We start from the raw sequence: 25,834 nt of genomic DNA, 5'->3' as shown, positions 1-25,834 counted from the left end.
CGGTCCGTCGTCAGTCCGGGGTGTCCCCCGACGCCCGTGACAGGCGTGCGCCCATCTCCCTTACGCACGAGACCAGTTCAGCGGGTCCGTGCACCGTGAAGTCGCAGTCCATGACCGCCAGGCGGACGGCCAGCCACTCGATGGAGTCCGTCGACGTGGTGCGCAGGCGGCAGCGGTGGTCGTCCAGGGAGACCAGGGGGCCGATCCCCGACGGCATGCGCGCGGTGACGAACTCCGCGGGCGCGGCGAAGGTCACGTCCAGCTCGTAGGACTGACGGCCGCGCCACACCGAATCGCGGATGAACTGCGCGGCGTCCCCGTTGGGCAGCGCCCGCGGGGCGAAGCGCGCACCCGTCGCGAAGGGCTCGCTCACCCGGTCCACCCGGAACGTCCGCCAGTCCTCACGGTCGATGTCGTACGCCACGAGGTACCAGCGCCGCCCCGTCGACACCAGGCGGTACGGCTCGGCGAGCCGCCGCGACTGCGTGCCGTCGCCCGCGCGGTAGGCGAACCGCAGGCGTTCGTGGCCGGCCGCGGCCGACGCCATCACCGTCAGCGTCTCCGGCGCGATGCTCGCCCCGTCCCCGCTCGTCAGCGGCGTCGTCGCGATCTGCAGCGCGGAGACCCGGTGGCGCAGGCGGGACGGCAGCACCTGCTCCAGTTTGGCGAGCGCCCGTACCGACGCCTCCTCGACGCCCTCCACCGCGTGCCCCGCCCCGGCCCGCAGGCCGACCGCGATGGCCACCGCCTCCTCATCGTCCAGGACCAGCGGAGGCATGGCCTTGCCCGCGACCAGGCGGTAGCCGCCCGCCGCGCCCTGGCTGGCCCGCACCGGATAGCCGAGGTCCCGCAGCCGGTCGATGTCCCGGCGCACCGTGCGCCTGCTGACGCCGAGCCGCTCGGAGAGCTCGGCGCCGGGCCACTCGCGGGGCGTCTGGAGGAGCGAGAGGAGCTGGAAGAGCCGGGCGGGGGTGTCGGCGCCGCCTGTGCCCGTCGCGGTCGGCCGCTTCGTGGTGGTGCCGGTCGCCCCGGCGCCCGGCCTCGCGCCGTCCGCCGTCACGTCGTACGCACCCATGTCGTCCTCGGCCACGTCGCCCTCGCCCGTCCTCACGTCATCCCCATGCCGTCCAGGATGCCGGAGAATTAGGTCGTGAGCTGTCCTACATGGCCTCTAGCCTGATCGGCATGACTTCACCGAGCACCACTTCAGTACCCGGGACGCCGGTGGCCGCCGGCGACCGGCGGCGCTGGTTCGCCCTGGCCATCGTGATGACAGCCGCCTTCATGGACCTCGTCGACGTGACGATCGTCAATATCGCGATCCCGTCCATCCAGCGGAACGAGGGCGCCTCCCTCAGCCAGATCCAGTGGATCACCGCGGGCTACGCGCTCGCCTTCGCCGCCGGTCTCATCACCGGCGGGCGGCTCGGTGACATCCACGGCCGCAAACGGCTCTTCCTCATAGGCATCACCGGGTTCACCATCGCCTCCGCGCTCTGCGGCTTCGCGGCGAACCCGGAGATGCTGGTCGCCTCGCGCATCCTGCAGGGCGGCATGGCCGCCATGATGGTGCCGCAGGTCCTCTCGATCGTGCACGCGACCTTCCCGGCGCACGAGCGCGGCAAGGTCTTCGGCCTCTTCGGCATGGTCGTCGGCCTCGGCGCCGTCTCCGGGCCGCTGCTCGGCGCGCTGCTCACCGAGTGGAACCTCTTCGGCCTCCAGTGGCGGCCGATCTTCCTCATCAACCTGCCGGTCGGCATCGTGGGCCTGTTGCTCGGCCGCAAGTTCATCACCGAGTCCAAGGCGCCGCGGGCCCTCAAACTCGACCTCGTCGGCGTCGTCCTGGTCTCGCTCGGCCTGCTGATGCTGCTCTACCCGCTGACCCGCGGCCGCGAGCTGGACTGGCCGGTGTGGGGGTACGTCATGATGGCGGGCGCCTTCGTCGTCTTCGGCGCCCTGATCGCGTACGAGAAGTGGAAGGCGGCGAAGGACGGTTCGCCGCTGGTGGAGCTCTCGCTGTTCAAGGTGAAGAGCTTCGCGGCGGGCATCGCGGTGCAGACCGTGTTCGGCATCGCGCTCGGCATCTTCTTCCTCGTCTGGACCCTCTACATGCAGGTCGGCCTCGGCTGGACCGCGCTGCGTGCGGGCGTCACCGGCGTGCCGTTCTCGATCGCCGTCTCGGCGGCGGCCGGCATCTCCGTGCAGCAGCTCGTGCCCCGCTTCGGCCGCAAGGTGCTGCAGGCCGGAGCCCTGACGATGGCCGCGGGCGTGCTCGTCTACATCTGGGAGGCCGACCGGTACGGCGCGGGCATCACGTCCTGGCAGATGGCGCTGCCGCTCGCGGTGATGGGCATCGGCATGGGGCTGATCGTGGCCCCGATCACCGACGCGGTCCTCTCGGACGTCCCGAAGGAGCACGCCGGTTCGGCCTCCGGCCTCATCAACACCGTGCAGCAGATGGGCAACGCACTCGGCCTCGGCCTGGTCTCGGTGGCCTTCTTCGGAGTGATCGACGAGCACGTCGCGCCGAACCGCATCCCGGCGGAGTTCGCGGACGGGTTCCAGAACGCGCTGTGGTGGGTGACGGGCGTCCTCGTGGTCATCTTCCTGCTGATGTTCGCGCTGCCCGCGAAGCCTCGCCAGCACGTCGAGGGAAGTGGGCCGGACGAGGGTCCCGCCTCCGACGGCGGCGACGAACTGCCTGAGCGGGAACCGGCGTTGTCCTCCTGACCCGGGAGGTCGTCCTGGGTGTACGGATCGCGGGGCCCGGACCGGGCGTTGAAGACAGGCTCTTACAGCTCGGCCCGGGTCGCCGCGGCGTCCAGGGACTCCAGGACGCCCTTCGGGTCGCCGCCCTCGGCCACCGCCTCGCCGATGTGCGTGCGCACGGCGCTCCTGACCTCCGGCCACGAGCCGAGGTTTGTCGGCTGGAACTGTGCCTGCGGCATCTGGTCGATGAAGTCCCACATCGGGCGCTGCTTCGGGTCCTCGCGCAGGGCGTCCGACGCCGAGCTCGTCACCGGCAGCGCGGCCTGGTTCCCGCCGTACGCCAGGGCGGACTTGCGGCCGTACAGATGGCTCAGGAACGTGCCGCACTGCTCGCGCCGCCCGTTCCGCTTGAACGCCATCAGCCAGTCGTTGAGCCCCACGGGCGGCGCCGCGCCGCCGAGCTTCTTGGGGAACGGGGCGTGCGCGTACGGGAACTTCGCCCGGTCGGCGGCGCCCATCAGGACCGGGTGCGCGATCATCATGCCGATCCTGCCGCGCAGGAACTGTGCGTACGCGTCCGTCCTCGTCAGCGACTTCGGGTCGGCGCCCGCGAGGCCCGGCCGTACGAGGTTGTCGCGCAGCCAGGTCAGGGTGTCGATGTTGCCCGCGGTGGCGAAGTCGTAGCCGGTGAGCCCGGCGTAGCCGCCGCCGTCCGCGAGCAGCCAGGCGAGCGCCTCGTCCTCGGCGGCCTCCGGGCCCAGCTGCAGGCCGTAGGGGGTGGGCACGCCGATCGCCTTCAACGCCTTGGCGGCGTCCCGCAGTTCGGCCCAGGAGCGGGGGGCCTCGACGCGGGCCTGCTTGAAGAGCGCCTTGTTGTAGAAGAGCCGCGGGGTGCTGGCCAGGAAGGGCAGCCCGTACTGGACGCGGTCGACCATGCCCGCCTCCGCGTAGGAGCGGATGAAGTCACCCTCGGTGCGGACGTCGAAGAGGTCGGACGCGCCGTAGAGCTCGCCCTGTTCGGCGTAGGGCGCGAAGAAGTTCGACTGGGCGATGTCCGGGGCGTCGCCGTCCTTCACGCGCCGGGCCAGCGTGCGGTCGAGCTTGGCGAACGGGACGCGTTCGAGGTCGACTGCGATGTGCGGGTGGGCCTTCTCGAAGGCGGCGATGAGGCTGCCCCACTGGTCGCCGATCGAGGAGCCCACGCTCTTGTCGTAGCTCGCGACGAGGAGCTTGAGCGGGGTGTCGGTCTCCGCTGAGCAGGCGCTGAGGCCGCCGGCGCCGAGCGCGGTGGCGCCGGCGAGACCGGCCGTGTGGAGAAGGAACTGCCGACGACGCACCGCTGTTGCCACCTTTGCTCGCACCGCGTGCGCGGGTGCGCGCTGTCCGCACCGCGCCACCGCGCCTTCGGTGGCAGATTCTGCCACACAGGCACTTTGCGCCTCTGAGCTCCCCGTGCGGCGCTGACATAACCTGCCTGGCATGCCTGAGATGCCTGATGCGCCTGCTGTGCCTGATGCGCCTGCTGTGCCTGCGAGTTCGCTGACGGAGCGACGTAAGAACGAGACCCGCCTGGAGATCGCCCGTACCGCGGCGGCGCTCTTCGTCGCGGACGGACTGCGGGCCACCCGTGCCGAGGACATCGCCCGCGCGGCCGGTGTCGCGCCGCGCACGTTCTACCGCTACTTCGCCACCAAGGAGGAGGCGGTGGCGCCGCTCTTCGCGGCGGGCGCCCAGCAGTGGGCCGAGGCGGTGCGCCGGGCGCCGGCGGACCTGCCGGTGCCGGACGCGCTGCGGCACGCGGTCGCGCACGCCCTCGCGGCCGACGGCGCCGCGGCGGCCGAGTCCCTGGACTGGGTGCGCGCGCTGCTGCGCATGGCGGTGGAGAGCGCGGTGCTGCGCTCGGTGTGGGCGGACGCGTGCCACGCCTCGGAGCAGACGCTGCTCGCGGTCCTGGCCGAGCGGTCGGGGTCCCGGGTGCCGGACGCTGCCGCCGGGCCCGCGCTGGAGCTGCGCCTCGCGGCGGGGATCGCGAGTGCGGCGGTGCGGGTCGCGGTGGAGACCTGGGCGGTGGGGTCGGATCCGGCCGGGGGTGCCGGGGGACCGGCCGCGCTCGCGGAGCGGTGTCTGGACGCGCTCGACGGGTTCCGCTGGCCGTAGGTCCCGGTCATATGGGCTGTGTCCTTCGGGCATAAGGGGCCCGACCTCGGCACTTAGGTCCGTTTGTGTCTGAGTCGCGCCCGAATCTGTTTACTTTCCGGAGGTGCGGCCGTACTCTGCGGGTGAAACCACAGATTCGGGCATGCGGCGGAGGCAGACGGACATGTACGCACCGGAGCGGCAGCAGGAGATCCTGCGCCTTGCGCGGGACGGCGGACGGGTCGACGTGCTGTCGCTGGCCGAAGAGTTCCAGGTGACCGCGGAGACCATCCGGCGCGACCTCAAGGCGCTCGACCGCGCCGGTCTCGTGCGCCGTGTGCACGGCGGGGCCATCCCGGCCGGGCGGCTCGACTTCGAGCCGGACCTCGCCGAGCGCGAAAGCACCGCCGCCGACCAGAAGGACCGCATCGCCCGCGCCGCACTCGCCGAACTGCCCGCCGAGGGCAGCGTCATCCTCGACGCCGGTTCCACCGTGGCACGGCTCGCGGCGTCGCTCCCGCTGGAGTCGCAGCTCACCGTCGTCACGCACGGACTGCCCACCGCCGCCCGCCTCGCCGACCACCCCGGCATCCAGCTCCACCTCATCGGCGGCCGGGTCCGGCAGCGCACCAGCGCGGCGGTGGACGCGTGGGCCCTGCGGGCGTACGGCGAGATCCGCGCCGACGTCCTCTTCCTCGCCGCCAACGGCTTCTCGGCCGCGGGCGGCCTCACCACCCCCGACCTCGCCGAGGCCGCCGTGAAGCGCGCGGCCGTCGCCGCGGCCCGCCGCGTCGTGCTGCTCGCGGACTCCGCCAAGCACGGCCAGGAGCACTTCGCCCGCTTCGGCGACCTCGCCGACGTGGACCTGCTGATCACCGACACGGGTCTCGACCCCGACGACGCCGCCGCCATCGAGGCCGCAGGCACGGAAGTAGTACGCGCATGATCCTCACCGTCACCCCCAACCCCTCCCTCGACCGCACCTACGAGGTGCCCTCGCTCGACCGGGGCGAGGTCGTCCGCGCCACCGGCGACCGCATGGACCCGGGTGGCAAGGGCGTCAACGTCTCGCGGGCCGTCGCGGCGGCGGGCGTGCGGACGGTCGCCGTGCTGCCCCTGGGCGGCGCACCCGGCGCGCTCGTCGCCCAGCTCCTCGACGAGCAGGGCATCGAGGTCGCCCCGGTGCCGGTGTCCGGACAGACCCGTTCCAACATCGCGGTCGCCGAGCCCGACGGCACGCTCACCAAGATCAATGCCCCCGGCCCCGAACTCTCCGACCAGGAACGGGAGCTGCTGCTCACCACCGTCGGCGAGCGGTCGCAGGGCGCCGACTGGATCGCCTGCTGCGGCAGCCTGCCGCGCGGCCTGCGCCCCTCCTGGTACGCGGAGCTGGTGGCCCGCGCGCACGAGGCGGGCGCCCGGATCGCCCTGGACACCTCGGGGCCCGCGCTGCTCGCCGCGCTCGCCGAACGTCCCGATGTCGTCAAGCCCAACGCCGAGGAGCTCGCCGGAGCCGTGGGCCGCCCCCTCACGACGGTCGGCGACGCGGTCAAGGCGGCGCGGGAGCTGCGGGCGGCCGGGGCGCGCGCCGTCCTCGCCAGCCTCGGCGCCGACGGTCAGCTCCTGGTCGACGCGTCGGGCGCGTACTTCGCGAGCGCCCCCGTCGACACCGTGCGCAGCAACGTCGGCGCGGGCGACTCCTCCCTGGCCGGTTTCCTCATCGCGGGCGGCTCGGGCCCCCGCGCGCTCGCCTCGGCCGTGGCGCACGGCGCCGCCGCGGTACAGCTGCCGGGCAGCGTGATGCCCGCCCCGGCGGACCTCGCGCCGGAGGCGGTCACCGTGACAGACGAGGTCCCGCTGGACCGCGTACTGACGGAGCCCGCCGCATGATGCCCCCTGCCACCGTCCCCCCAGCAGCCCCCGCCCGCCGGGCGATACGCGTGCGAAGGAGCCCGCGATGAGCGAGATGATCACCGCGGACCTGGTCGACCTCGAACTCGACCGGTCCGCGGCAACGAAGGCAACGGCAGCGACCGAAGAGGCGGGAGCGACCGGAGCGACCGAAGAGACCGGAGCGGCCGGAGAGGGCGCGGCGACCGAGGCGGCCGCGGGGACCGAGGCGACCGAGGCGGCCGCGGCGGTCAAGGACGCCGCGGTCCGCTCCCTCGCGGAGCGCATGGTGGCTCTCGGGCGCGTGACGGACCTGGACGGGTTCCTCGCCGACGTGGCCGCGCGCGAGGCGCAGATGCCGACCGGCCTGGACGGCGGCATCGGCATCCCGCACTGCCGCAGCGCGCACGTCACCGAGCCGACCCTCGCCTTCGGCCGCTCGGCGCGGGGCATCGACTTCGGCGCGCCGGACGGCCCCGCCGACCTGATCTTCCTGATCGCCGCCCCGGCAGGCGCGGACGACGCCCACCTGACGATCCTCTCGTCGCTGGCACGGCAGTTGATGGACGGGGAGTTCACGGGCGCGCTGCGCTCCGCCCCGACGGCGGCGGAGGCGGCGGCCCTGATCAGGGGCGAGGAGCCGGTGACCGAAGCCCCCGTGGCCGAGCGGGCCGAGCAGGCCGAGCAGGCCGTCGGGGATTCCGGTCCCGGCGCGGCCGAGCCGTTCCGTATCGTCGCCGTCACCTCCTGCCCCACGGGCATCGCCCACACCTACATGGCGGCCGAGTCCCTGGAGAACGCGGCCCGCGAGGCAGGCGTCGAACTGACGGTGGAGACGCAGGGGTCGGCCGGTTTCACGCGCCTGGACCCGGAGGTCATCGCCGCCGCGGACGCCGTGATCTTCGCCCACGACGTCCCCGTACGGGACAAGCCCCGCTTCGCGGGCAGGCCCACCGTCGACGTAGGGGTGAAGGCCGGAATCAACCGGCCCGCCGAACTCATCGCCGAGGCGAGGGAGAAGGCGGCCCGCGGCGAGACCACCGCCCCCGCGGGTCCCACGCCGGTGGAAGGCGCCGGGGACGAGGGCGACGGATACGGCACCAAGCTCCGCAAGTGGCTGATGTCCGGGGTCAGTTACATGGTCCCGTTCGTCGCGGCGGGGGGCCTGCTCATCGCCCTCGGCTTCGCCATCGGCGGCTGGAAGATCGACAAGGCGCCGTCCGTCGCCGAGCACTTCATCTGGACGGACCACACCAGCTGGGCCGCGCTGCTCTTCCAGATCGGCGGCCTCGCCTTCGCCTTCCTGGTCCCGGTCCTCGCGGGCTACATCGCGTACGGCATGGCCGACCGGCCCGGTCTGGTGCCCGGCTTCGTCGGCGGTTCGGTCGCCGTCACCATCAACGCGGGCTTCCTCGGCGGTCTCGCCGCGGGGCTCCTCGCGGGCGCCGTCGTCATGGGCATCCAACGGGTCCGCATTCCGGCCGTGCTGCGCGGGATCATGCCGGTGGTGGTGATCCCGCTGATCTCGTCGGCGGTGGTCGGCTTCCTGATGTTCCTCGTCGTCGGCAAGCCCATCGCCTCCCTGCAGAGCGCGCTGACCGACTGGCTGGAGGGCCTCTCCGGAGCCAACGCGATCATCCTCGGCGTGATCCTCGGCCTCATGATGTGCTTCGACCTCGGTGGCCCGCTCAACAAGGTGGCCTACGCCTTCGCGATCGGCGGCCTGACCCATCCGACCGACGGAAGCCTCAAGGTGATGGCCGCGACGATGGCGGCCGGCATGGTCCCGCCGCTCGCCATGGCGCTCGCCACGACGGTCCGCGGCCGCCTCTTCACCAGGACCGAGCGGGAGAACGGCAAGGCGGCCTGGTTCCTCGGCGCCTCCTTCATCACGGAGGGCGCGATTCCGTTCGCGGCCGCCGACCCGCTGCGCGTCATCCCCGCGTCCATGGCGGGCGGCGCGGTCACCGGAGCCCTGTCGATGGCCTTCGGCTGCACGCTGCGCGCTCCGCACGGCGGCGTCTTCGTGGTCCCGCTGATCGGCCAGCCGCTGCTCTACCTCGTCGCGATCGCGGCCGGTGTCGGCGTCTCGACGCTCGTGGTCGTCCTGCTCAAGGGCGCGAGGAAGACGCTGCCCCCGGGTGCGGACGAGGCAGTGGCCGCGGCTGCCCCGATGGCGGAAGTGGCTGAAAACAAGCGGGCGTCGGCGGCGGTCTGAGCCTGTGCCCCCAGGGGCGGGGGCCAAGGTGGGCAAGGGGGTGAAAGGGTTCGGGAAGCGGATAAAAGGGTTCAGGGACCGGAGTGTGCGAGTTGCGTCACTTCGGGACCTAAGTCCTGATCTCCCCTGTCGGAAGCCCCCGTCCCTGTTGTCTACTGGGCCGCATGTTCCAGGATGTATCGATCGTTCAGCAGATAGGCGTGGCCGCGCTGGCCGTGGCGACCGCCGTCTGGGCCGTCGGCCTGGTGCGGGTGATGCGCAGGGACCGCTTCGACACGGAGGGGCCGCACCAGGTGCAGGCGCAGGCGGCGCTCCGCGCGCTGCCGGCCCAACAGGGCCCCCCGCGGGCCGAGACCGTGGAGCTCACCGCGGACGAGCGGGACGCCTTCGCCGGTCTCGTACGACAGTTCGGCGACGGCCGCCCCTGACCCGCGGCCCCACCGGGTCCCCTTGCCCGTGCCCCCACCGGCCCCCTGGGGGGCTCGCACGCTCAGCCCTGTGTCCGGCTGTCCCGGCTCCGCATCCACTCCTGGGCCCGGCGCTCCATCGCGGCGCGGGCCGCCTCCTCGGTGTCGTACACCTCGCACATGTGGCGCCCGTCGGGCGTGAGCGTGTGCTCGACCTCCCACAGACTGGTCTCGCCGCCGTCGAAGAGCAGGAACGCGTGCTCGTAGAGCGAGAAGCACATGCGGATCTCGCCGGAGAGGCAGGGGCGGCCGAAGGCCTGGGTGATCTGGTGCGCGAACGCCGCACGCAGCAGGCGCTCCACGCTCCTGCCCGGACGGTCGCCGTCCGGGTTCTCCGCGCGGCGCAGCAGCCTGCGCGCGTGGTCCGCGGAGTCGTCGGGTGCGTACGCGTGCCGGGGCTCGGTGTCGGCCGGGAGCTGGAGCATGACGGGTCGGCCGCACGCGGGTGTGTCGGGCGGCAGCGGCAGCCGTGAGGTGGCGACGCCCGCCTCTTCCTCGTCGGCGTAGACCTCGTGCGTCGGGGCGCTGCCCGGCGCGGTGTTGTGCACGAGCTCCCAGAGCGTGAGCACAGTGGCGTCCGCGAGCAGCCAGGTGTGCTTGTACGTCTCGCGGTGCAGGCCCGCGCTGTGGTGCGCGGAGTGCAGCGAACTGTCGTGCGCGAGGGCCGAGTCGAGGCGGGCCATCACCTCGTCCGGCAGCTCGAAGGAGTTCAGGGCGCGGCCGAGGAGTCGCTCGAGGTGCTCCTCCGGGGAGTGTGGCTCGGGCGACTCGGGTGGCTCGTACGCGGTGTCGTACGGAACGCTCAAGGTTCTTCTCCCGGCGTTGCTACATGTCACCTGGTGAGTGCATACCGTAGCCCCTGGGTCCGACATCATGTCCGGGAAACGGAAAACGCGCGAGCCGCCCGGGAAGTTCCCGTGCGGCTCGCTCAGTTGGTGGTGCGTCAGGGGTGTTTCAGGGTGTGCCAGGGGGTGGGTCAGGGGTGCGGCGTCAGCTCGCGCTGCCCGCCGTCCACTCGCTCCAGGACATGTTCCAGCCATTGAGGCCGTTGTCCGGGGCGACGGTCTTGTCGGGCGAGCCCTTGACCGTCACGACGTCTCCGATCAGGGAGTTGTTGTAGAACCAGGCGCCCTGGGTGTTCGGGTCACCGGCACCGCGCGCATCCTGCAGGCCGACGCAGCCGTGGCTGGTGTTGGCGCTGCCGAAGATCGAGGGCGAGCCCCAGTAGTTGCCGTGGATGAAGGTGCCCGACGAGGACAGGCGCATGGCGTGCGGCACGTCCTTGATGTCGTACTCCCCGCCGAAGCCGACCGTGTCGCCGTTCATCCGGGTCTGGGTGAACTTCTCCGAAATGACCATCTTGCCGTTGTACGTCGGGTTCGACGGGCTGCCCGCCGAGATTGGGACGGACTTGATGACCTTGCCGTCGCGCTCGACCGTCATCTTCTTGGCGCCGACATCGACCGTGGAGACCTGCGCGCGCCCGACGGTGAAGGTGACCGTCTTGTTCTGCACGCCGGTGGCGCCCTCCGCGCCCTTCACGCCGTCCAGGTTGATCTTCATCGTGACCTTGGAGCCGGCCTTCCAGTAGTCCTCGGGCCGGAAGTCGAGGCGCTGGTTGCCGAACCAGTGGCCGACGACCTTCTGGCCGCTGCTCGACGTGACCGTGATGTGCGACTGCACGTCCTTCTTCGCCGTGATCGCCTTGTCGAAGTTGAAGGAGACCGGCATGCCGACGCCGACCGTGGTGCCGCCGTCCGGCGTGTAGGTGCCGATGAAGCTGTTGGCGGAGGAGACCGTCGAGAACGTCGCGTTCTCGGTCGCCGCGTTGCCCTTGGCGTCCTTGGCGTTGGCGGTCACCTTGTACTTGGTGCCGCGCTCCAGCTGCGACTTGGGCTTCCAGCTCGTACCGTCGCCGGAGATCGTGCCCTCGACCACCGTGCCGGACGCCACCGACGTCATCTTCACGCTGGTCAGCTTGCCGTCCTTGACCTTCACGCCGGTGGCGTTGATCGAGGCGTCGGTGGCGCCGTCCTTGGACGAGATGGTGATGTCCGCGCCCTTGGCGGCCGAGCCGCCCTTCTTGTCGTCGTTGGCGTCCGCGTCACCTCCGCAGGCCGACAGGGTCAGCGCGCCCACGGCGGCGAGCGCGGTGGCGGCCAGCAGGGCACGGCGCCGGGGGTTGACTATGACCGACCTTGTCACGGGCTGCTCCAAGTACGTTTTCTGATCCAGTAGGTGTTCTGATCCAGTACGAGTGAAGAGCGCGCTCGCGCGTCCGGAGGTTCCCGGCGGCGGGTGTGAGTGTGGGCACATTCAAGGCCCAACGGGCGGGCCAAGGCGGGGATTTGCCCCTATTGGTGCGTTTCTCCCAGTGTGCTGTACAGGTCGCTGTACGCGGGGAAGGTGCCGCCCGGCGTCCGTACCGAGTCAGCCGCCAGCATCGCCCGTACGATCGCGGCCGTCACGACGTCCGCGCCCGCGGCGAGGATCTCGTTGAGGGCGAGCGGACTGTCGGCGGCCAGGGCGTGTTCGCCGGTGGCGAGGGCGAAGACCGTGTCGCCGTCGTTGAGGAGATGGACCGGCCGCACCGCGCGCGCCATGCCGTCGTGCGACGTGCCGGCCAGCTTCTGCGCCTGGGCCTTGCTGAGCGCGGCGTCGGTGGCGACCACGGCGAGGGTGGTGTTGAGGGGCGGCGGGCCGTTGTCGGCGGCGGCTTCGGTGAGGCGTCGCTTCGCCTCCTCGTGGGTCCCGGGCGCGGGGTAGTCGACCCGCCGCCCCTCGAAGTACCTCCCGTACAGCACGCCCGTCGCCGGATCGACCGCCGAGCCCGCGGCGTTCGCCACGACCAGCGCGGCGACCGTGATCCCCGAGCCGAGGCGGACGCTCGCGCTGCCGACACCGCCCTTGAAGGCGCCGACCACCGCGCCGGTGCCCGCGCCGACGCCGCCCTCCTCGACGGGGGTGAACGGCGCGGTGCGCGCGGCGGCCTCGGCGGCCTCCCGGCCGGTCGCCGCGTCCGGCCTGGCCCGGAAGTCGCCGCCGCGGCCCAGGTCGAAGACGCAGGCGGCCGGGACGACGGGGACGACGTGGGCGGGGTCGGGGCCGACCCGCACGCCCCGGCCCCGCTCCTCGAGCCAGGCCACCACGCCCGACGCGGAGTCGAGGCCGTACGCGCTGCCGCCGGTGAGGACCACGGCCTCGACGCGCTGCACCAGATTGCGCGGGTCGAGGGCGTCCGTCTCCCGGGTGCCGGGACCGCCACCGCGCACGTCCACGGCGACGACGGCACCGCCCTCGGGCGCGAGGACGACGGTGGTGCCGGTGAGCCGGCCGTCACCGGTCCGCGTGGCGTGCCCGACGCGGAGACCGGCGACATCGGTCAGGGAGCCGGTGGGGGGACTGATGGGAGGGCCGGTGGGAGGACTGATGGGAGAACCGGTGGGAGGACCGGTGGGGCGAGGGGAAGGGGGGCCGGAGTCGGGCCCGGGCTCGGACGTCATGGGGAAGGCGTACCACGGGCCACGGTCACGCGCGGCGTGCCATCCGGGCGGTGAGCGTCACCCCCGTCGCGACCGTCGCAGCCGTCACGATCCCCGCCACGAGCACGGCCCAGCGCCCCGCGAACGTACTCGCGAGCACCGCCAACGCACTCACCGGCAGCACCAGTTGCTGCGCCGCCCCCACCTTGTAGTAACGGGAGTGCAGAGCCCATACGGTGAACAGATAGAGCGCCGTCGGCACGGTCACGGCGGCGGACGCGGCCGGCGTCGAGAGATGCGCCTTGCCGACGGCCTGCTCGACCGCGACCTCGATCCCGGCGCCGATCGCGGCGGCCGAGCCGAGGATCACGTAGTGCCCGTAACCCCACAGGAAGGCCTGGCGGTTGCCGCGGAGGCGGCCGTGGATGGGCACGACGAAGTAGATCCACCAGGCGGCGAAGACGATGAGGAGGCCGCCCGCGGCGATGGGCAGCAGCTCGTCGAGCGCGTCGTTCTCCTCGATGCCCGACTTCACGGCGACGGTTGCCGCCGCGATGGTCTCGCCGAGCACGATGATGGTGAACAGGCCGTACCGCTCGGAGATGTGATGCGGGTGCCAGGGCGTCGTGTACGCGCGCTCCGCGATCACCGGCACGCACATCTCCGCCACCGCCATCGCGAGGAACAGCCAGGGCCTGGCGTGCTCCGGCAGGAACAGCAGTCCGGACCAGCCGATCTGACAGATCACCACACCCGCCGCATACCGCAGGGCGGTGCCGCGCTCGGCGCCGGTCGCGGCCTTGGCGACGCGCAGCCACTGGGTGGAGAGCGCGATCCGCATGATCAGGTAGCCGAGCCAGACCAGCAGGAAGTCGTGCTCCTCGAAAGCCTTGGTCACCCCGGCTGCGAAGACGAGGACCCCGGCGATCTGGATCAGTGTGACCACGCGGTACAGCACGTCGTCGTTGTCGTACGCCGACGAGAACCAGGAGAAGTTGACCCAGGCCCAGAACAGCGCGAAGAAGATCATCGCGTAATTGAGGATGCCCTCGCCCGTGTGCGCCTCGGCGACCGCGTGCACCAGCTCGGCACCGGCCTGTGCCACCGCCACGACGAAACACAGGTCGAAGAAGAGCTCCAGCGGGGTCGCGGCGCGGTGCTCCTCGTCGCGCCCGCGGGCGAGGAGGGGACGCAGTGGCTCGGCGATGGACGAGGGGGCGGGCCTTCCGGGGGCGGGCCTTCCGGGGGCGGGGGAGGGCGAGGAGTCCCCGGGGGCGGGGGAGGCGGGGGTGGACGTCATGCCCTCAGAACAGCAGAGAGCGACTCTCGGATCAGGCGGCGGCGCCGAAGGGCACAGCAGCGACACCCGGGCGACGCACAGCGCGGGTGCGCGGATGCGCGGGGTCGGCGGGCGGGTCTGTGCCGCGCCGCGGTGCTGCCCGACGGGTCGGAGGCCGCGCTCTTCGAGGACGGTGCGGGCCGGGTCTGCGCGGTCGGCAACCGCGACCCCTTCTCCGGGGCCGACGTGATCGCCCACGGCATCCTCAGCACGCGCGACGGCCGTCCCGTCATGGCCTCGCCGGTGCACGAGCTCTGAGAGCCTGCGTCTGCTCCTGGCCGACCGGGGATACGACCCAGGCTCCGAGCACGCCGGGGCCCGCGGTCCGGGGCCCGAAGTCCCGTCACTTTCCCGCTCTTTGGCCTGGCCGAAAGGTGCCCTACGCCTCTGCTCCCGGAGCGCCGCGCGCGTGATCGTGGATACGTCAGGCCCCGTAGCAAGGTCGGGACCCTGAGGGAACTGGGAATCAACATGAGATCGCCTGCCGCCCAAGAGACGCGGACCGCGCCCACGGGCACCTCGTACGACCCCGCGCAGTACCGCCCCGGCAAGACCATCACCGACTGGGAGCCGGAGAACGAACTCTTCTGGAAGTCCACCGGCAGGAAGGTCGCCGCGCGCAACCTGTGGATCGCGGTTCCCGCCCTCCTGGTCGCCTTCGTCGTCTGGCAGGTGTGGTCGGTCACCGCGACCAACCTCAAGGACGTCGGCTTCGGCTTCACCACCTCGCAGCTGTTCTGGCTGACCGCGGTGCCGGGCCTGACGGGCGGCACCGCCCGGATCCTCTACACCTTCCTTGGCCCGATGATCGGCCAGCGCCGCTTCACCGCGCTCTCCACGGTCGTCCTGGTCGTCCCGTTGATCTGGCTCGGCATCGCCGTCCAGAACCCCGACACCTCGTACGGCGTGATGATCGCCATCGCGGCCCTCTGCGGCATCGGCGGCGCCAACTTCGCCTCGTCCCTGGCCAACATCGGCTTCTTCTTCCCCAAGAAGGACAAGGGCAACGCCACCGGCATCAACGGCGGTCTCGGCAACCTCGGCGTCTCCGTCGTCCAGCTGCTCACCCCGATCGTCATCACCAGCTCGGTCATCGCGGTCGGCTCGGCCCAGCACAAGGCCGACGGCTCGGCGATCTGGCTGCAGAACGCGGCGTTCCTGTGGGTGCCGGTCCTGGTGATCCTGGCGGCCGTCGCGTGGTTCGGCCAGAACGACCTCAAGGTCGCCTCCACCCCCTTCAGCCAGCAGAAGGTCATCTTCAAGCGCAAGCACAACTGGCTGATGACCTGGCTCTACGTCGGTACGTTCGGCTCGTTCATCGGCTTCGCCGCGGCCCTGCCGATGCTCATCAAGACCACCTTCACCCCGATCGACGCGGCCTACTCCGCGGCCACGTACGCCTGGATGGGGCCGGCCGTGGGCGCGCTCGCCCGCTGGGCCGGCGGCTGGATCGCGGACAAGATCGGCGGCGCGAAGGTCACCATCATCTCGTTCGTCGGCATGGCGCTCTCGATCATCGGCGTCATCAACTTCCTGCCCTCCGGCGGCGACGACGGCAACTTCTGGGGCTTCTTCGCCTGCTTCCTCTGCGCGTTCTTCTTCTCGGGCATCGGCAACGGCTCCACGTTCCGCCAGATCCCGGTGATCTTCCGCAATCAGCACCTGAAGGGCCTGACCGAGGGCACGCCCGAGTACGCGAAGGCGCTGAAGGAGTCGGAGATGGAAGCGGGCGCGGTGACCGGCTTCACCTCCGCGATCGCGGCGTACGGCTTCTTCTTCATCCCGGCGATGTTCGCCAACTTCGCGGTCACCAGCGCGATGTGGGGCTTCGTGGCCTTCTACGTCAGCTGCATCGCGGTGGCCTGGTGGTTCTACGCCCGCAAGGGCGCGGAGTCGCCCAGCTGACGCCGGGACGGCGTGAGCGATCCGGTCCGGGTGGGCCGAGTGTGGGAGCACTCGGCCCACCCTCTTTTCGTGCCCGGCTACCACGGGATTTCCCGGAAATTCTTGTGAATACTTTCACAAGCGAACTTAGGTCCAAGGTCCCACAGGAAGTTCCTGGTCAGGTGGGGTTCGCGGTGTTCCTCTCGCGCAGGAAAAGGACCTTGGGTCCCTGATCGAGGACCATTGCTGCCCCTTTGATCGATCAAAGAGGAGTGGAATGGAGGCATAGCGAAGAAGCGAGACGGAAGGTGCGGGTCATGACTGCCACTCCTGCGGAAACGACAGTGAACGGCGAGGCCTGGGAGGGCTTCAAGGGCGGTCTGTGGCGGGACGCCATCGACGTCCGTGACTTTGTGCAGCAGAACTACACCCCGTACGAAGGGGACGCCTCCTTCCTGGCCGGCGCGACCGAACGCACCACCCAGGTATGGCAGAAGCTCCTCTCGATGTTCCCCACGGAGATCGAGCGCGGAATCCACGACGTGGACGTGCGGACCCCTTCCCGGATCGACGCGTTCAAGCCGGGCTACGTCGACGGGACCGCCGCCGACCACAAGGACCTGATCGTCGGACTGCAGACGGACGCCCCGCTCAAGCGCGCCATCATGCCCAACGGCGGCTGGCGGATGGTCGAAGGCGCCCTCAACGCCTACGGATACGAGGCCGACCCCGAGGTCAGGGACGTCTACACGCACCTGCGCAAGACCCACAACGAAGGCGTCTTCGACGCCTACACGCCCGAGATCCGCGCCTGCCGCTCCTCCGGCATCATCACCGGCCTGCCGGACGCCTACGGCCGCGGCCGGATCATCGGCGACTACCGCCGCGTCGCCCTCTACGGAGTCGACCGCCTGATCGCCGCGAAGGAGGCCGACAAGGCCGCCCTCGGCGAGCAGTGGGCGACCGAGGACGTCATCCGCGGACGCGAGGAGATCTCCGAGCAGATCAAGGCCCTCAAGGAACTGAAGGCCATGGCGATGTCGTACGGCTACGACATCGCCCAGCCGGCCACCACCGGCCGCGAGGCCGTCCAGTGGCTGTACTTCGGCTACCTCGCCGCCGTGAAGGAGCAGAACGGCGCGGCCATGTCGATCGGCCGCATCGACAACTTCCTCGACATCTACCTGCAGCGCGACATCGAGGCCGGGCGCATCACGGAGGCCGAGGCCCAGGAGTTCATCGACGACTTCGTCATCAAGCTCCGCATCGTCCGTTTCCTGCGCACCCCCGAGTACAACGAGGGCTTCTCCGGAGACCCGACCTGGGTCACCTGGTCGATGGCCGGCATCGGCGAGGACGGCCGCCCGCTGGTCTCGCGGACCACCTTCCGCGCCCTGCAGACCCTCTACAACCTCGGCCCGGCCCCCGAGCCGAACCTCACGGTCTTCTGGTCGCAGCGACTGCCGCAGGGCTTCAAGGAGTTCGCCGCCCAGGTCGCCATCGACACCTCGGCCATCCAGTTCGAGTCCGACGAGCTGATGCGCCCCAAGTACGGCGACGACACCGCGATCGCCTGCTGCGTCTCGGCCATGACCGTCGGCAAGCAGATGCAGTTCTTCGGCGCCCGCGTGAACGTCGCCAAGGCGCTGCTCTACGCGATCAACGGCGGCCGCGACGAGAAGTCCGGCAAGACCATCGTCGAGGGCTTCACGCCCATCGAGGGCGACTACCTCGACTACGCGACCGTCGTGCGCAGGTACGACGCGATGCTCGACTGGCTCGCCAAGACGTACGTCCACGCGCTCAACGTCATCCACTACATGCACGACAAGTATGCCTACGAGCGCATTGAGATGGCGCTGCACGACCAGGAGATCCTGCGCACCATGGCGTGCGGCATCGCAGGCCTCTCGGTCGCCGCCGACTCGCTCTCGGCGATCAAGCACGCCAGGGTCAAGGTGGTCCGCGACGAGACGGGTCTCGCCGTCGACTACGAGATCGAGGGCGACTACCCCGCCTACGGCAACAACGACGACCGCGCCGACGAGATCGCCCGCCGCATCGTGCACGACTTCATGGCGAAGGTCCGCAAGCACCCCACCTACCGCGACGCGGTGCACACCCAGTCCGTGCTGACCATCACCTCGAACGTCGTCTACGGCAAGAAGACCGGCAACACGCCCGACGGCCGCCGCGCGGGCGAGCCGTTCGCCCCCGGGGCCAACCCGATGAACGGCCGCGACGAGCACGGTTACATCGCCTCCGCGATGTCGGTGGCCAAGCTCGACTACGACGACGCCGAGGACGGCATCTCGCTGACCAACACCATCACCCCGGACGCGCTCGGCCGCACCCCCGAGGAGCGGGTCGCGAACCTCGCCGGCGTCCTGGACGGCTTCATGGCCAGCGACGGCTTCCACATGAACGTCAACGTCCTCGACAAGGCGACGCTGCAGGACGCCATGGAGCACCCGGAGAACTACCCGCAGCTGACCATCCGGGTCTCCGGATACGCGGTCAACTTCATCCGGCTCACCCGCGACCAGCAGCTCGACGTCATCAACCGCACCTTCCACGGCTCCCTGTGAGCCACCGGCTCCCTCCGGGGGGCCGCCCCTGAACCGCGGCCCCGGGGCCGAGCCCTCACCCCGGCCCCGGGCGCCGCGCACCCCATGTACTGCCAGGAGTTCGGGAGTTCCGCCATGGCTGTTCTGCTCGGTACCGACATCCCCGTACGCCCCCGCGGGGCCGACGAGGAGGCGGCCACCCCCGCGGCGGCCGCCACCCACCGCCCCGTCACCGGCTCCGTGCACTCCTGGGACCTGTCCACCGGTGTGGACGGGCCGGGGTCGCGCTTCGTCACGTTCCTCGCCGGATGCCCGCTGACCTGCCTGTACTGCCACAACCCCGACACCTGGCGGATGCGCGACGGCAAGCGGACCACGGCCGACGAGGTGATCGCCGAGGCCGCCAAGTACACCAAGTTCATCTCCGCGGCCGGGGGAGGAGCCACCATCAGCGGCGGCGAACCCCTCCTGCAGCCCGTCTTCACCGGCGAACTCCTGCACCGCCTCAAGCACGAACTGGGGCTGCACACCGCACTCGACACGTCCGGATTCCTCGGCGCACGCGCCACCGACGCGCTGCTCCGCGACGCCGACCTGGTCCTGCTCGACATCAAGTCCTGGGACCCCGAGACCTACCAGCAGGTCACCGGGCGCCCCCTGCGGCCCACCCTGGACTTCGCCCACCGTCTGGCCGGGCTCGGCAAGAACGTCTGGGTGCGCTTCGTCCTCGTGCCCGGGCTGACCGACGACCCCGCGAACATCGAGGGCGTCGCCCGCTTCGCCGCCTCGCTCGGCAACGTCTCCCGGGTCGACGTGCTGCCCTTCCACAAGCTGGGCGAGGCGAAGTGGGACGCGCTCGGCAAGGACTTCGCGCTGCGCGGCACCCCTTCGCCCACCCCGGCGCAGGTGGCCGAGGCGAAAGAGATCTTCGCAGCTCAGGGCCTCAAGGCCGTCTGAAGCAAGCTGCTCGCGGTTGCCGCCCGCACCCCCGGCGTACCCTGGAGACATGAGCCCCGCCCCCGCCCCCGAACCGCGAGATCCGGAAAAGCCGAAGACCCCCGAAGACCCGAAGAAGCGACCGGGGAACGCGCTGATCTTCGACGACCCGCTGTCGCAGCAGTCTTCGGACGACACGGACCGAGGGTGGGGCGAGCGGGCCGAGCCCGGCCACGGCAGCGCCGCCGACCTCGCGCGCTTCCTCGACGAGAAGCCGCCCCACCACGTCTGAGCCCGAGCCGTCCCCTCAGCCCGAGCCGTCCTCTGAGCCCGAGCCGCCGCCCGCGTTACTCCTCGCGGTGACCCGAGCCGCGCTGCGCCACCAGGGCGTCGCGGATCTCCTTGAGCACCTCCAGCTCGGTGATCTCCATGACCTCCTTCGTGCCCTCCTTCTCGGCCCGCCTGGCGGCCACCCGCGCCAGATACTTGGCCATGGGCAGCACCATCAGGAAGTACACGACGGCCGCCGTGATCAGGAAGCTCAGGACCGCGCTGAGCACGGAACCCCACATGATCGGGATTCCCTTGGAGACCTCGCCCGCGGCATTCATCTCGCAGGGTGACTTCAGGCACGAGTGGTAGTGGTCGAGGTCCTTCGTACCGAAGGCGCCGACGAGCGGGTTGATGACGCCCTTGACCACGGAGTTCACGATGTTCGTGAACGCGGCGCCGATGACCACCGCGACCGCCAGGTCGACGACATTGCCGCGCATCAGGAAGGCCTTGAAGCCGTCCCAGAGACCCGGTTCCTTCTTCTCGCTCACCACGAGGCCTTTCGTTGCATGTGCGGGTTGCTGGACAAACAACTTCGCAACCTACGTCAGACCATGGCGGACCTGTCCAATTGCTACGCACCATCGAGCTACTTGACCGGCTGCCAGTGCGATCGTGAACGTTCCGGTTCATCGCACGGTCACCGCCAGGCGCATGCTCGCCGAGGCCCCGGCGAGCCGTGCGGCCGTGTCCCGAGGGACGGAGAGGACCACCAGGGCGCCGCTCTCGGCGGGGCCGCCCCCCGGCTCGGGCACCTCGGAAACCCGCGCCCCCGCCGCCACCACGCGCGGCCTCGCACCGCCCCCGGCCGATCCGTCGGCGGCGATCACGTCCACCCGGTCGCCGGGGCGCAGCAGACGCACCGCGTCCGCGTCGGCGATCCGTACCGGCGCCGTCACCGTCGCCCGCTCCGCCGTGACCGGGCGGGGCCCTCCCTCCCGCACGGGCTCCGTGGCGGCCGCCTCCTGCGCCGGGGGCGGTGCGGGGGCCCTCGGCGCCGTGGCCGCGAGGGCGGCGGCGGTCATCGCGAGGCCCACGGCCAGGGCCCGCCGTCTGTGCCGCAGCAGTCGCCGCAGCCGCGGACGGCCGCCGCGCACCCGCACGGGCGGGAACTGGGGGACCGGGCAGTTGTCTGCCGGTCGGATCTGATCTGCCGGTCGGGGCTGATCTGCCGGTCGGGTCTGAGGAGGGACATGGGTCTGGGTCACGACAACCACCGCCTGCGATGCGAGGAGCTCGGCTTCCGCTCTCACGATGCGGGCTCGCGCCGCTTCCCGCTGAGGCCCGTGGACTACTCGCCGGTTGTGGACAACTTCCTCACCCGAAGGGGCACTTCCGCCCCTCGGTCACGGCAGAAGCCGCGCGCTCGCAGCGGGAGCCACGCGCTCACGGCAACCGGATCCCCGGATCCATTCCGCCCAGCGCCCCCGCGCACAGGCACTCACGCCGCTCGTCGTCCGTCGGCAGTCCCGCCACCGCGTCGAACAGCACGCCCCGCAACCGGTCCACATTGGCGGCGAACACCCGCAGGACGTCGTCGTGGGACACGCCCTCGCCGGTCTCCGCGCCCGCGTCCAGGTCCGTGACCAGCGCCAAGGACGTGTAGCAGAGCTCCAGTTCGCGGGCGAGCGCCGCCTCGGGGTGCCCGGTCATGCCCACCACCGACCAGCCCTGTGCCGCGTACCACCGGGACTCCGCCCTGGTCGAGAAGCGCGGCCCCTCGATCACAGCGAGCGTCCCGCCGTCCACCGGTTCCCAGTCGCGTCCGCGGGCCGCCTTGAGCGCCGCCGTGCGCCCCGCGGGGCAGTAGGGGTCGGCGAGGGACACGTGCACGACGTTCGGGACGCTGCCGTCCGGCAGTGGCGCCCCGTCGAAGTACGTCTGCGCACGAGTGCGCGTGCGGTCCACGAGCTGGTCGGGCACCAGCAGCGTCCCGGGCCCGTACTCGGACCGCAGTCCGCCGACCGCGCACGGGCCGAGGACCTGGCGCACGCCGACCGAGCGCAGCGCCCAGAGGTTGGCGCGGTAGTTGATGCGGTGCGGTGGCAGATGGTGGCCGCGGCCGTGCCGGGGGAGGAAGGCGACCCGCCGGCCCGCGACCTCACCCAGGAAGAGGGAGTCGCTGGGAGCTCCGTACGGAGTGTCGACCTGCGTCTCGGTCACGTCGTCGAGGAAGGAGTAGAAGCCGGAGCCGCCGATCACGCCGATCTCGGCCCGCGCGGCGTTCGCCGTGTTCACCATGGCCCGCACAGTAGCCGGGGCGGGGAACGCCGACGACCCCGCCGTCACAGGACGGCGGGGTCACACGGAAAGCGTGTGGAGGGGTCCTACGCTGCCGAACTCGACGACGTCGGCGTCGAGGAGGAGCTGGACGACTTGGCATCCGAGGACGAAGACGACGAAGCCGCCTTCGAGTCCGAGGAGCCCGACGAGGACGAGTCCGACGTCGAGGACTTCGACGACGCGGTCGCCGGTGTGCTGCTCGACGACGAGCCGCGGCTGTCGTTGCGGTAGAAGCCGGAACCCTTGAAGACGATGCCGACCGCCGAGAACACCTTCTTGAGGCGTCCGTCGCAGTTCGGGCATACGGTCAGGGCGTCATCGGTGAACTTCTGCACCGCCTCGAGGCCCTCGCCGCACTCGGTGCACTGGTATTGGTACGTCGGCACTTGCTTCCTCCTGGCACTCTCACTCGATGAGTGCTAACGACGGTCCATAGTGACGTATTCCGCGAGATCAGTCCACCGTCACCGGCACGCGGTGACCCACGCCACGCGCGACGGTGCGGCCCGAGGCCTTGGGGACGAGCCGCGAACGGAGTGTCACCAGGACCACGAGAGCCATGGCCGTACCGCCCAGCGGGACCAGGAATCCGGCCCCGTCCCAGAAGCGGTCCTCCAGTTGTCCGGCCACCGTGACGGCCGCCGCCTGCCCGAGCGCGACCGCACCGGTCAGCCAGGTGAAGGCCTCCGTGCGGCCGGTCGGCGCGACCAGCTTGTCGACCAGGGTGTAGCCGGTGATCAGCGCGGGCGCGATGCAGACGCCGACCAGCAGGCCGAGTCCGGCGAGCAGCAGCACGGAGTGCGCGGCCCACAGGCCGGAGGCCATCAGGGTCAGGGCCGCGTAGCCGACGAGGAGGCGGCGCTGCGGGGAGATCTTCCAGGCGATGGCTCCGCAGGCGATGCCGGAGAGCATGTTGCCCGCCGCGAACGTGCCGTACAGGACGCCGTTCAGGCCGGGCTCGCCGATCGACTCGGTGAAGGCGGCCAGTGAGACCTGCATGCCGCCGAAGACGGCGCCGATGCCGAGGAACGTCACGATGAGGACCCGCACTCCGGGGACGCGCAGCGCGGAGACCTGCTCCACGCGCGCGTGCCCGTCATCGTGCGAGGACGGCTTCGGCTGGGTGCTCTTCTGCGCGGCGAAGAGCAGACCGCCCACCAGGGTGAGCCCGGCCTCGGTGAGGAGGCCGGCGGCGGGGTCGACGGTGGTGCACAGCGCGGTCGCGAACAGCGGACCGAGGACGAACGTCAGCTCGTCGGTGACCGACTCGAAGGCGGCCGCGGTGGTGGCCAGGGGCGAGTCCTGGAGCTTGACGCCCCAGCGGGCCCGCACCATGGGCCCGACCTGCGGCGTGGAGGCGCCCGCGGGCACCGCCGCCGCGAAGAGCGCCCACAGGGGGGCGTCGGAGAGCGCGAGGACCGTCAGGGTGATGACGGAGGCGGAGTGCACGAGGATGCCGGGCACCAGCACGGCGCGCTGCCCGAACCGGTCGGCGAGCTTGCCGCTGAAGGGGGCGAAGAGCGCCATGGAGACGCCGGTGACGGCCGAGACGGCGCCGGCGGCCCCGTACGAGCCGGTGGTGTGCTGCACGAGCAGCACGATGGAGATGGTCAGCATCGCGAACGGCTGTCGCGCCGCGAAGCCGGGCAGCAGGAACGTCCAGGCGCGCGGGGTACGCAGCAGCTGTCCGTAGCCGGGGCGGGATTCGGTGACCGTGGATGCCACGGCCCGTGCCTTTCTGCCGCCTGGTAGCGCGCCCGTGCGGGGGCGCCGAGAGCTGTCCTCTTGCGCGGAACTGCGGTAGATGCCGGGCCCACTGCGAGGGCTTCACGGCCGCCATACGGTCGCGCCAGCTCTGCTTCAGGCAGAGTTGGTTCGATCAGGTGCCTTCATCGTACAGGGAGAGATCTCATTCGGCCCTGTGATTGCGGCCGATGAGACCCCCGCCACCTACGATTGGTGTTTTTCTCCGTCGGTTCCCAGCCAACTGGCCAGCTTGCCGCCTCGGCCGACCGCGCGCAGCCGCTTCTCCGCGGCGTCGCGCACCGGGTCGGTCGCCACCACGAGGAGCTCGTCGCCGCGCCGCAGCACCGTCGTCGGCAGCGGGACGAACGATTCTCCGTCGCGCACCACCAGCGTGACCGCCGACCCCGGCGGCAGCCGCAGCTCGCCCACCTCGACGCCGTGCATGAGGGAGCCCTCGGGGATGGCCACCGACAGCAGGTGCCCCTGCAGCCGCTCCAGGGGCGCGGACTCCACGCCCAGGTCGGCGGCCTCGGAGGAGTCGCCGAGGCGCAGCTTCCTGGCCAGCCAGGGCAGCGTGGGGCCCTGGATGAGGGTGTAGACGACGACGAGGACGAAGACGATGTTGAAGATGCGCTGGCTGTCCTCGACGCCGCTCACCATCGGGATCGTCGCCAGGATGATGGGCACGGCGCCGCGCAGCCCGGCCCAGGAGAGCAGCGCCTTCTCCTGCCAGGGCAGGCGGAACGGCAACAGGCTGAGGACGACCTCGAGGGGGCGTGCCACCACGGTCAGGACCAGGCCGATGAGGATCGCGGGCCAGGTGTCGTCGAGCAGGTCGTGCGGGGTGACCAGGAGGCCGAGCAGGACGAACATGCCGATCTGGGCGAGCCAGCCGAGCCCTTCGGCGAAGCCGCGGGTGGCGGGCCAGTGCGGCAGCCTGGCGTTGCCGAGCACCATCGCCGCGAGGTAGACGGCGAGGAATCCACTGCCGTGCGCCATGGCGCCCGCGGCATACGCGGTGACCGCGATCGCCATGACGGCGATGGGGTAGAGGCCGGAGGCGGGCAGGGCCACGTGCCGCAGGCCGTAGGCGCCGAGCCAGCCGACCGCGAGGCCGATCGCGGCGCCGATCGCCAGCTCCAGGGCGATCTCGCCGATCAGTACGTACCAGTCGTCCACCGGTCCCGCCGTGGAGAACGCCACGACGAGGATCACCACAGGGGCGTCGTTGAACCCCGACTCCGCTTCCAGGATGCCCGTGACACGCGAGGGGAGCGGCACCTTCCGCAGTACCGAGAAGACCGCGGCCGCGTCCGTGGACGAGACCACCGCGCCGATGATCAGCGCTTGGCGCCACTCGAGCCCGACGAGGTAGTGGGCTCCGGCGGCCGTGACGCCGACGCTCACGGCGACGCCCGCGGTCGAGAGCACGGCCGCAGCGGGCAGGGCCGGCTTGATCTCTTTCCACTTCGTCCCGAGGCCGCCCTCGGCGAGGATCACGACCAGGGCGGCATAGCCGATGACCTGCGTCAGTTCGGCGTTGTCGAAGTGGACGTCGCCCACTCCGTCCTGGCCCATGGCGACGCCGATGCCCAGGTAGAGCAGCAGGCTGGGGAGCCCGCTGCGCGATGAGATGCGGACCGCCGCCACCGCGACGAGCAGAACGAGCGAGCAGACGAGCAGGAGCTGGTTGAGGTGGTGGACAGTCAGGGGCCGTTCCTTCCTGCGTGGAGCCGAGCACTACGTAGCGGAGTCGGGTACTACGTAGGAGTACTTCGTTACCTTACCTAATTGTTAACGCTTTCTTGATGCCATCGAATGACTATTCGATCTCATGGGGGCCG

General features: G+C 71.1%; 23 protein-coding genes. 11 read left to right on the top strand and 12 right to left on the bottom strand.

The genetic code is table 11. The annotated features are described in order from the left end of the window. Positions 1 to 10: 10 nt before the first annotated feature. Positions 11 to 1,111 carry a helix-turn-helix transcriptional regulator gene (locus ACZ69I_RS06315; RefSeq protein ID WP_467672415.1) on the bottom strand — a complete coding sequence of 367 codons (1,101 nt, stop codon included), beginning with the start codon at positions 1,109 to 1,111 and terminating at the stop codon, positions 11 to 13. 74 nt (positions 1,112 to 1,185) lie between these two features. Between ACZ69I_RS06315 and ACZ69I_RS06310 the strand changes: the two genes are divergently transcribed. Continuing rightward, entirely contained in the window at positions 1,186 to 2,730 is a 1,545-nt protein-coding gene (locus tag ACZ69I_RS06310) for an MFS transporter (RefSeq protein WP_470830695.1), read from the top strand. A 62-nt stretch (positions 2,731 to 2,792) separates the two neighbouring features. On the opposite strand, the gene ACZ69I_RS06305 is transcribed toward ACZ69I_RS06310, so the two are convergent. Then, on the bottom strand, positions 2,793 to 4,133 hold the full coding sequence (locus ACZ69I_RS06305; protein WP_470830694.1) for an extracellular solute-binding protein: 1,341 nt from the start codon (positions 4,131 to 4,133) through the stop codon (positions 2,793 to 2,795). 64 nt (positions 4,134 to 4,197) lie between these two features. Between ACZ69I_RS06305 and ACZ69I_RS06300 the strand changes: the two genes are divergently transcribed. From ACZ69I_RS06300 to ACZ69I_RS06280, 5 genes are all read left to right on the top strand, one after another. Next, a complete protein-coding gene (locus ACZ69I_RS06300; protein WP_470831061.1) occupies positions 4,198 to 4,866 on the top strand; it encodes a TetR family transcriptional regulator in 669 nt (222 codons plus the stop codon). Between the two features lie 163 nt (positions 4,867 to 5,029). Beyond that, positions 5,030 to 5,791 carry a DeoR/GlpR family DNA-binding transcription regulator gene (locus tag ACZ69I_RS06295; RefSeq protein ID WP_470831060.1) on the top strand — a complete coding sequence of 254 codons (762 nt, stop codon included), beginning with the start codon at positions 5,030 to 5,032 and terminating at the stop codon, positions 5,789 to 5,791. Next, on the top strand, positions 5,788 to 6,735 hold the full coding sequence (gene pfkB / locus ACZ69I_RS06290) for a 1-phosphofructokinase (RefSeq protein WP_470830693.1): 948 nt from the start codon (positions 5,788 to 5,790) through the stop codon (positions 6,733 to 6,735). The genes ACZ69I_RS06295 and pfkB overlap by 4 nt, the downstream gene beginning before the upstream one ends. Before the next feature lie 67 nt (positions 6,736 to 6,802). Next, positions 6,803 to 8,953, top strand: a complete 2,151-nt coding sequence (locus ACZ69I_RS06285; protein WP_470830692.1) for a PTS fructose transporter subunit IIABC — start codon at positions 6,803 to 6,805, stop codon at positions 8,951 to 8,953. Between the two features lie 164 nt (positions 8,954 to 9,117). Continuing rightward, positions 9,118 to 9,381: a hypothetical protein gene (locus ACZ69I_RS06280; RefSeq protein WP_470830691.1), complete on the top strand. Its 264-nt coding sequence runs from the start codon at positions 9,118 to 9,120 to the stop codon at positions 9,379 to 9,381. A 62-nt stretch (positions 9,382 to 9,443) separates the two neighbouring features. Here the strand turns inward: ACZ69I_RS06280 and ACZ69I_RS06275 are convergent, their stop codons facing one another. The 4 genes from ACZ69I_RS06275 to ACZ69I_RS06260 all read right to left on the bottom strand — a co-directional run bounded on the left by ACZ69I_RS06275 (position 9,444) and on the right by ACZ69I_RS06260 (position 14,202). Beyond that, positions 9,444 to 10,226 (bottom strand): DUF6227 family protein, encoded by a 783-nt coding sequence (locus ACZ69I_RS06275; protein WP_470830690.1) that lies wholly within the window; start codon positions 10,224 to 10,226, stop codon positions 9,444 to 9,446. A gap of 184 nt (positions 10,227 to 10,410) precedes the next feature. Next, positions 10,411 to 11,736: a L,D-transpeptidase gene (locus tag ACZ69I_RS06270; RefSeq protein ID WP_470830689.1), complete on the bottom strand. Its 1,326-nt coding sequence runs from the start codon at positions 11,734 to 11,736 to the stop codon at positions 10,411 to 10,413. A gap of 38 nt (positions 11,737 to 11,774) precedes the next feature. Further along, positions 11,775 to 12,923 carry a P1 family peptidase gene (locus ACZ69I_RS06265; RefSeq protein ID WP_470830688.1) on the bottom strand — a complete coding sequence of 383 codons (1,149 nt, stop codon included), beginning with the start codon at positions 12,921 to 12,923 and terminating at the stop codon, positions 11,775 to 11,777. 25 nt (positions 12,924 to 12,948) lie between these two features. Next, positions 12,949 to 14,202, bottom strand: a complete 1,254-nt coding sequence (locus tag ACZ69I_RS06260; protein ID WP_470830687.1) for a low temperature requirement protein A — start codon at positions 14,200 to 14,202, stop codon at positions 12,949 to 12,951. A 132-nt stretch (positions 14,203 to 14,334) separates the two neighbouring features. Between ACZ69I_RS06260 and ACZ69I_RS06255 the strand changes: the two genes are divergently transcribed. The 5 genes from ACZ69I_RS06255 (at position 14,335) to ACZ69I_RS06235 (ending at position 19,920) form a co-directional block, all read left to right on the top strand. Continuing rightward, entirely contained in the window at positions 14,335 to 14,499 is a 165-nt protein-coding gene (locus tag ACZ69I_RS06255; RefSeq protein ID WP_470830686.1) for a nitrite reductase (NAD(P)H) small subunit, read from the top strand. Between the two features lie 213 nt (positions 14,500 to 14,712). After that, positions 14,713 to 16,146 (top strand): NarK family nitrate/nitrite MFS transporter, encoded by a 1,434-nt coding sequence (locus ACZ69I_RS06250; RefSeq protein WP_470830685.1) that lies wholly within the window; start codon positions 14,713 to 14,715, stop codon positions 16,144 to 16,146. 296 nt (positions 16,147 to 16,442) lie between these two features. Beyond that, complete coding sequence (gene pflB, locus ACZ69I_RS06245) at positions 16,443 to 18,713, top strand: formate C-acetyltransferase (protein ID WP_470830684.1); 2,271 nt, start codon at positions 16,443 to 16,445, stop codon at positions 18,711 to 18,713. 114 nt (positions 18,714 to 18,827) lie between these two features. Beyond that, positions 18,828 to 19,649 carry a pyruvate formate-lyase-activating protein gene (gene pflA / locus ACZ69I_RS06240; RefSeq protein ID WP_470830683.1) on the top strand — a complete coding sequence of 274 codons (822 nt, stop codon included), beginning with the start codon at positions 18,828 to 18,830 and terminating at the stop codon, positions 19,647 to 19,649. Between the two features lie 49 nt (positions 19,650 to 19,698). Beyond that, entirely contained in the window at positions 19,699 to 19,920 is a 222-nt protein-coding gene (locus ACZ69I_RS06235; RefSeq protein ID WP_467672385.1) for a hypothetical protein, read from the top strand. A gap of 55 nt (positions 19,921 to 19,975) precedes the next feature. Here ACZ69I_RS06235 and mscL read toward each other — a convergent pair whose 3' ends face one another. The 6 genes from mscL to ACZ69I_RS06205 all read right to left on the bottom strand — a co-directional run bounded on the left by mscL (position 19,976) and on the right by ACZ69I_RS06205 (position 25,700). After that, entirely contained in the window at positions 19,976 to 20,452 is a 477-nt protein-coding gene (mscL, locus tag ACZ69I_RS06230) for a large conductance mechanosensitive channel protein MscL (protein ID WP_467672383.1), read from the bottom strand. Between the two features lie 138 nt (positions 20,453 to 20,590). Continuing rightward, a complete protein-coding gene (locus ACZ69I_RS06225; protein WP_470830682.1) occupies positions 20,591 to 21,064 on the bottom strand; it encodes a hypothetical protein in 474 nt (157 codons plus the stop codon). Positions 21,065 to 21,347: 283 nt separating this feature from the next. Further along, a complete protein-coding gene (locus ACZ69I_RS06220; RefSeq protein WP_470830681.1) occupies positions 21,348 to 22,202 on the bottom strand; it encodes an S-methyl-5'-thioadenosine phosphorylase in 855 nt (284 codons plus the stop codon). Positions 22,203 to 22,288: 86 nt separating this feature from the next. After that, positions 22,289 to 22,630: an FmdB family zinc ribbon protein gene (locus tag ACZ69I_RS06215; protein ID WP_470830680.1), complete on the bottom strand. Its 342-nt coding sequence runs from the start codon at positions 22,628 to 22,630 to the stop codon at positions 22,289 to 22,291. A 67-nt stretch (positions 22,631 to 22,697) separates the two neighbouring features. Further along, positions 22,698 to 23,969 (bottom strand): MFS transporter, encoded by a 1,272-nt coding sequence (locus tag ACZ69I_RS06210; RefSeq protein ID WP_470830679.1) that lies wholly within the window; start codon positions 23,967 to 23,969, stop codon positions 22,698 to 22,700. Positions 23,970 to 24,194: 225 nt separating this feature from the next. Further along, entirely contained in the window at positions 24,195 to 25,700 is a 1,506-nt protein-coding gene (locus tag ACZ69I_RS06205) for a potassium/proton antiporter (RefSeq protein ID WP_470831059.1), read from the bottom strand. Positions 25,701 to 25,834: the final 134 nt, after the last annotated feature.

It is taken from the genome of Streptomyces sp. NPDC036815 (assembly GCF_055609205.1).
Note: the sequence above shows the minus strand (reverse complement) of the source record. Positions and strands in the feature narration are given on the sequence as shown.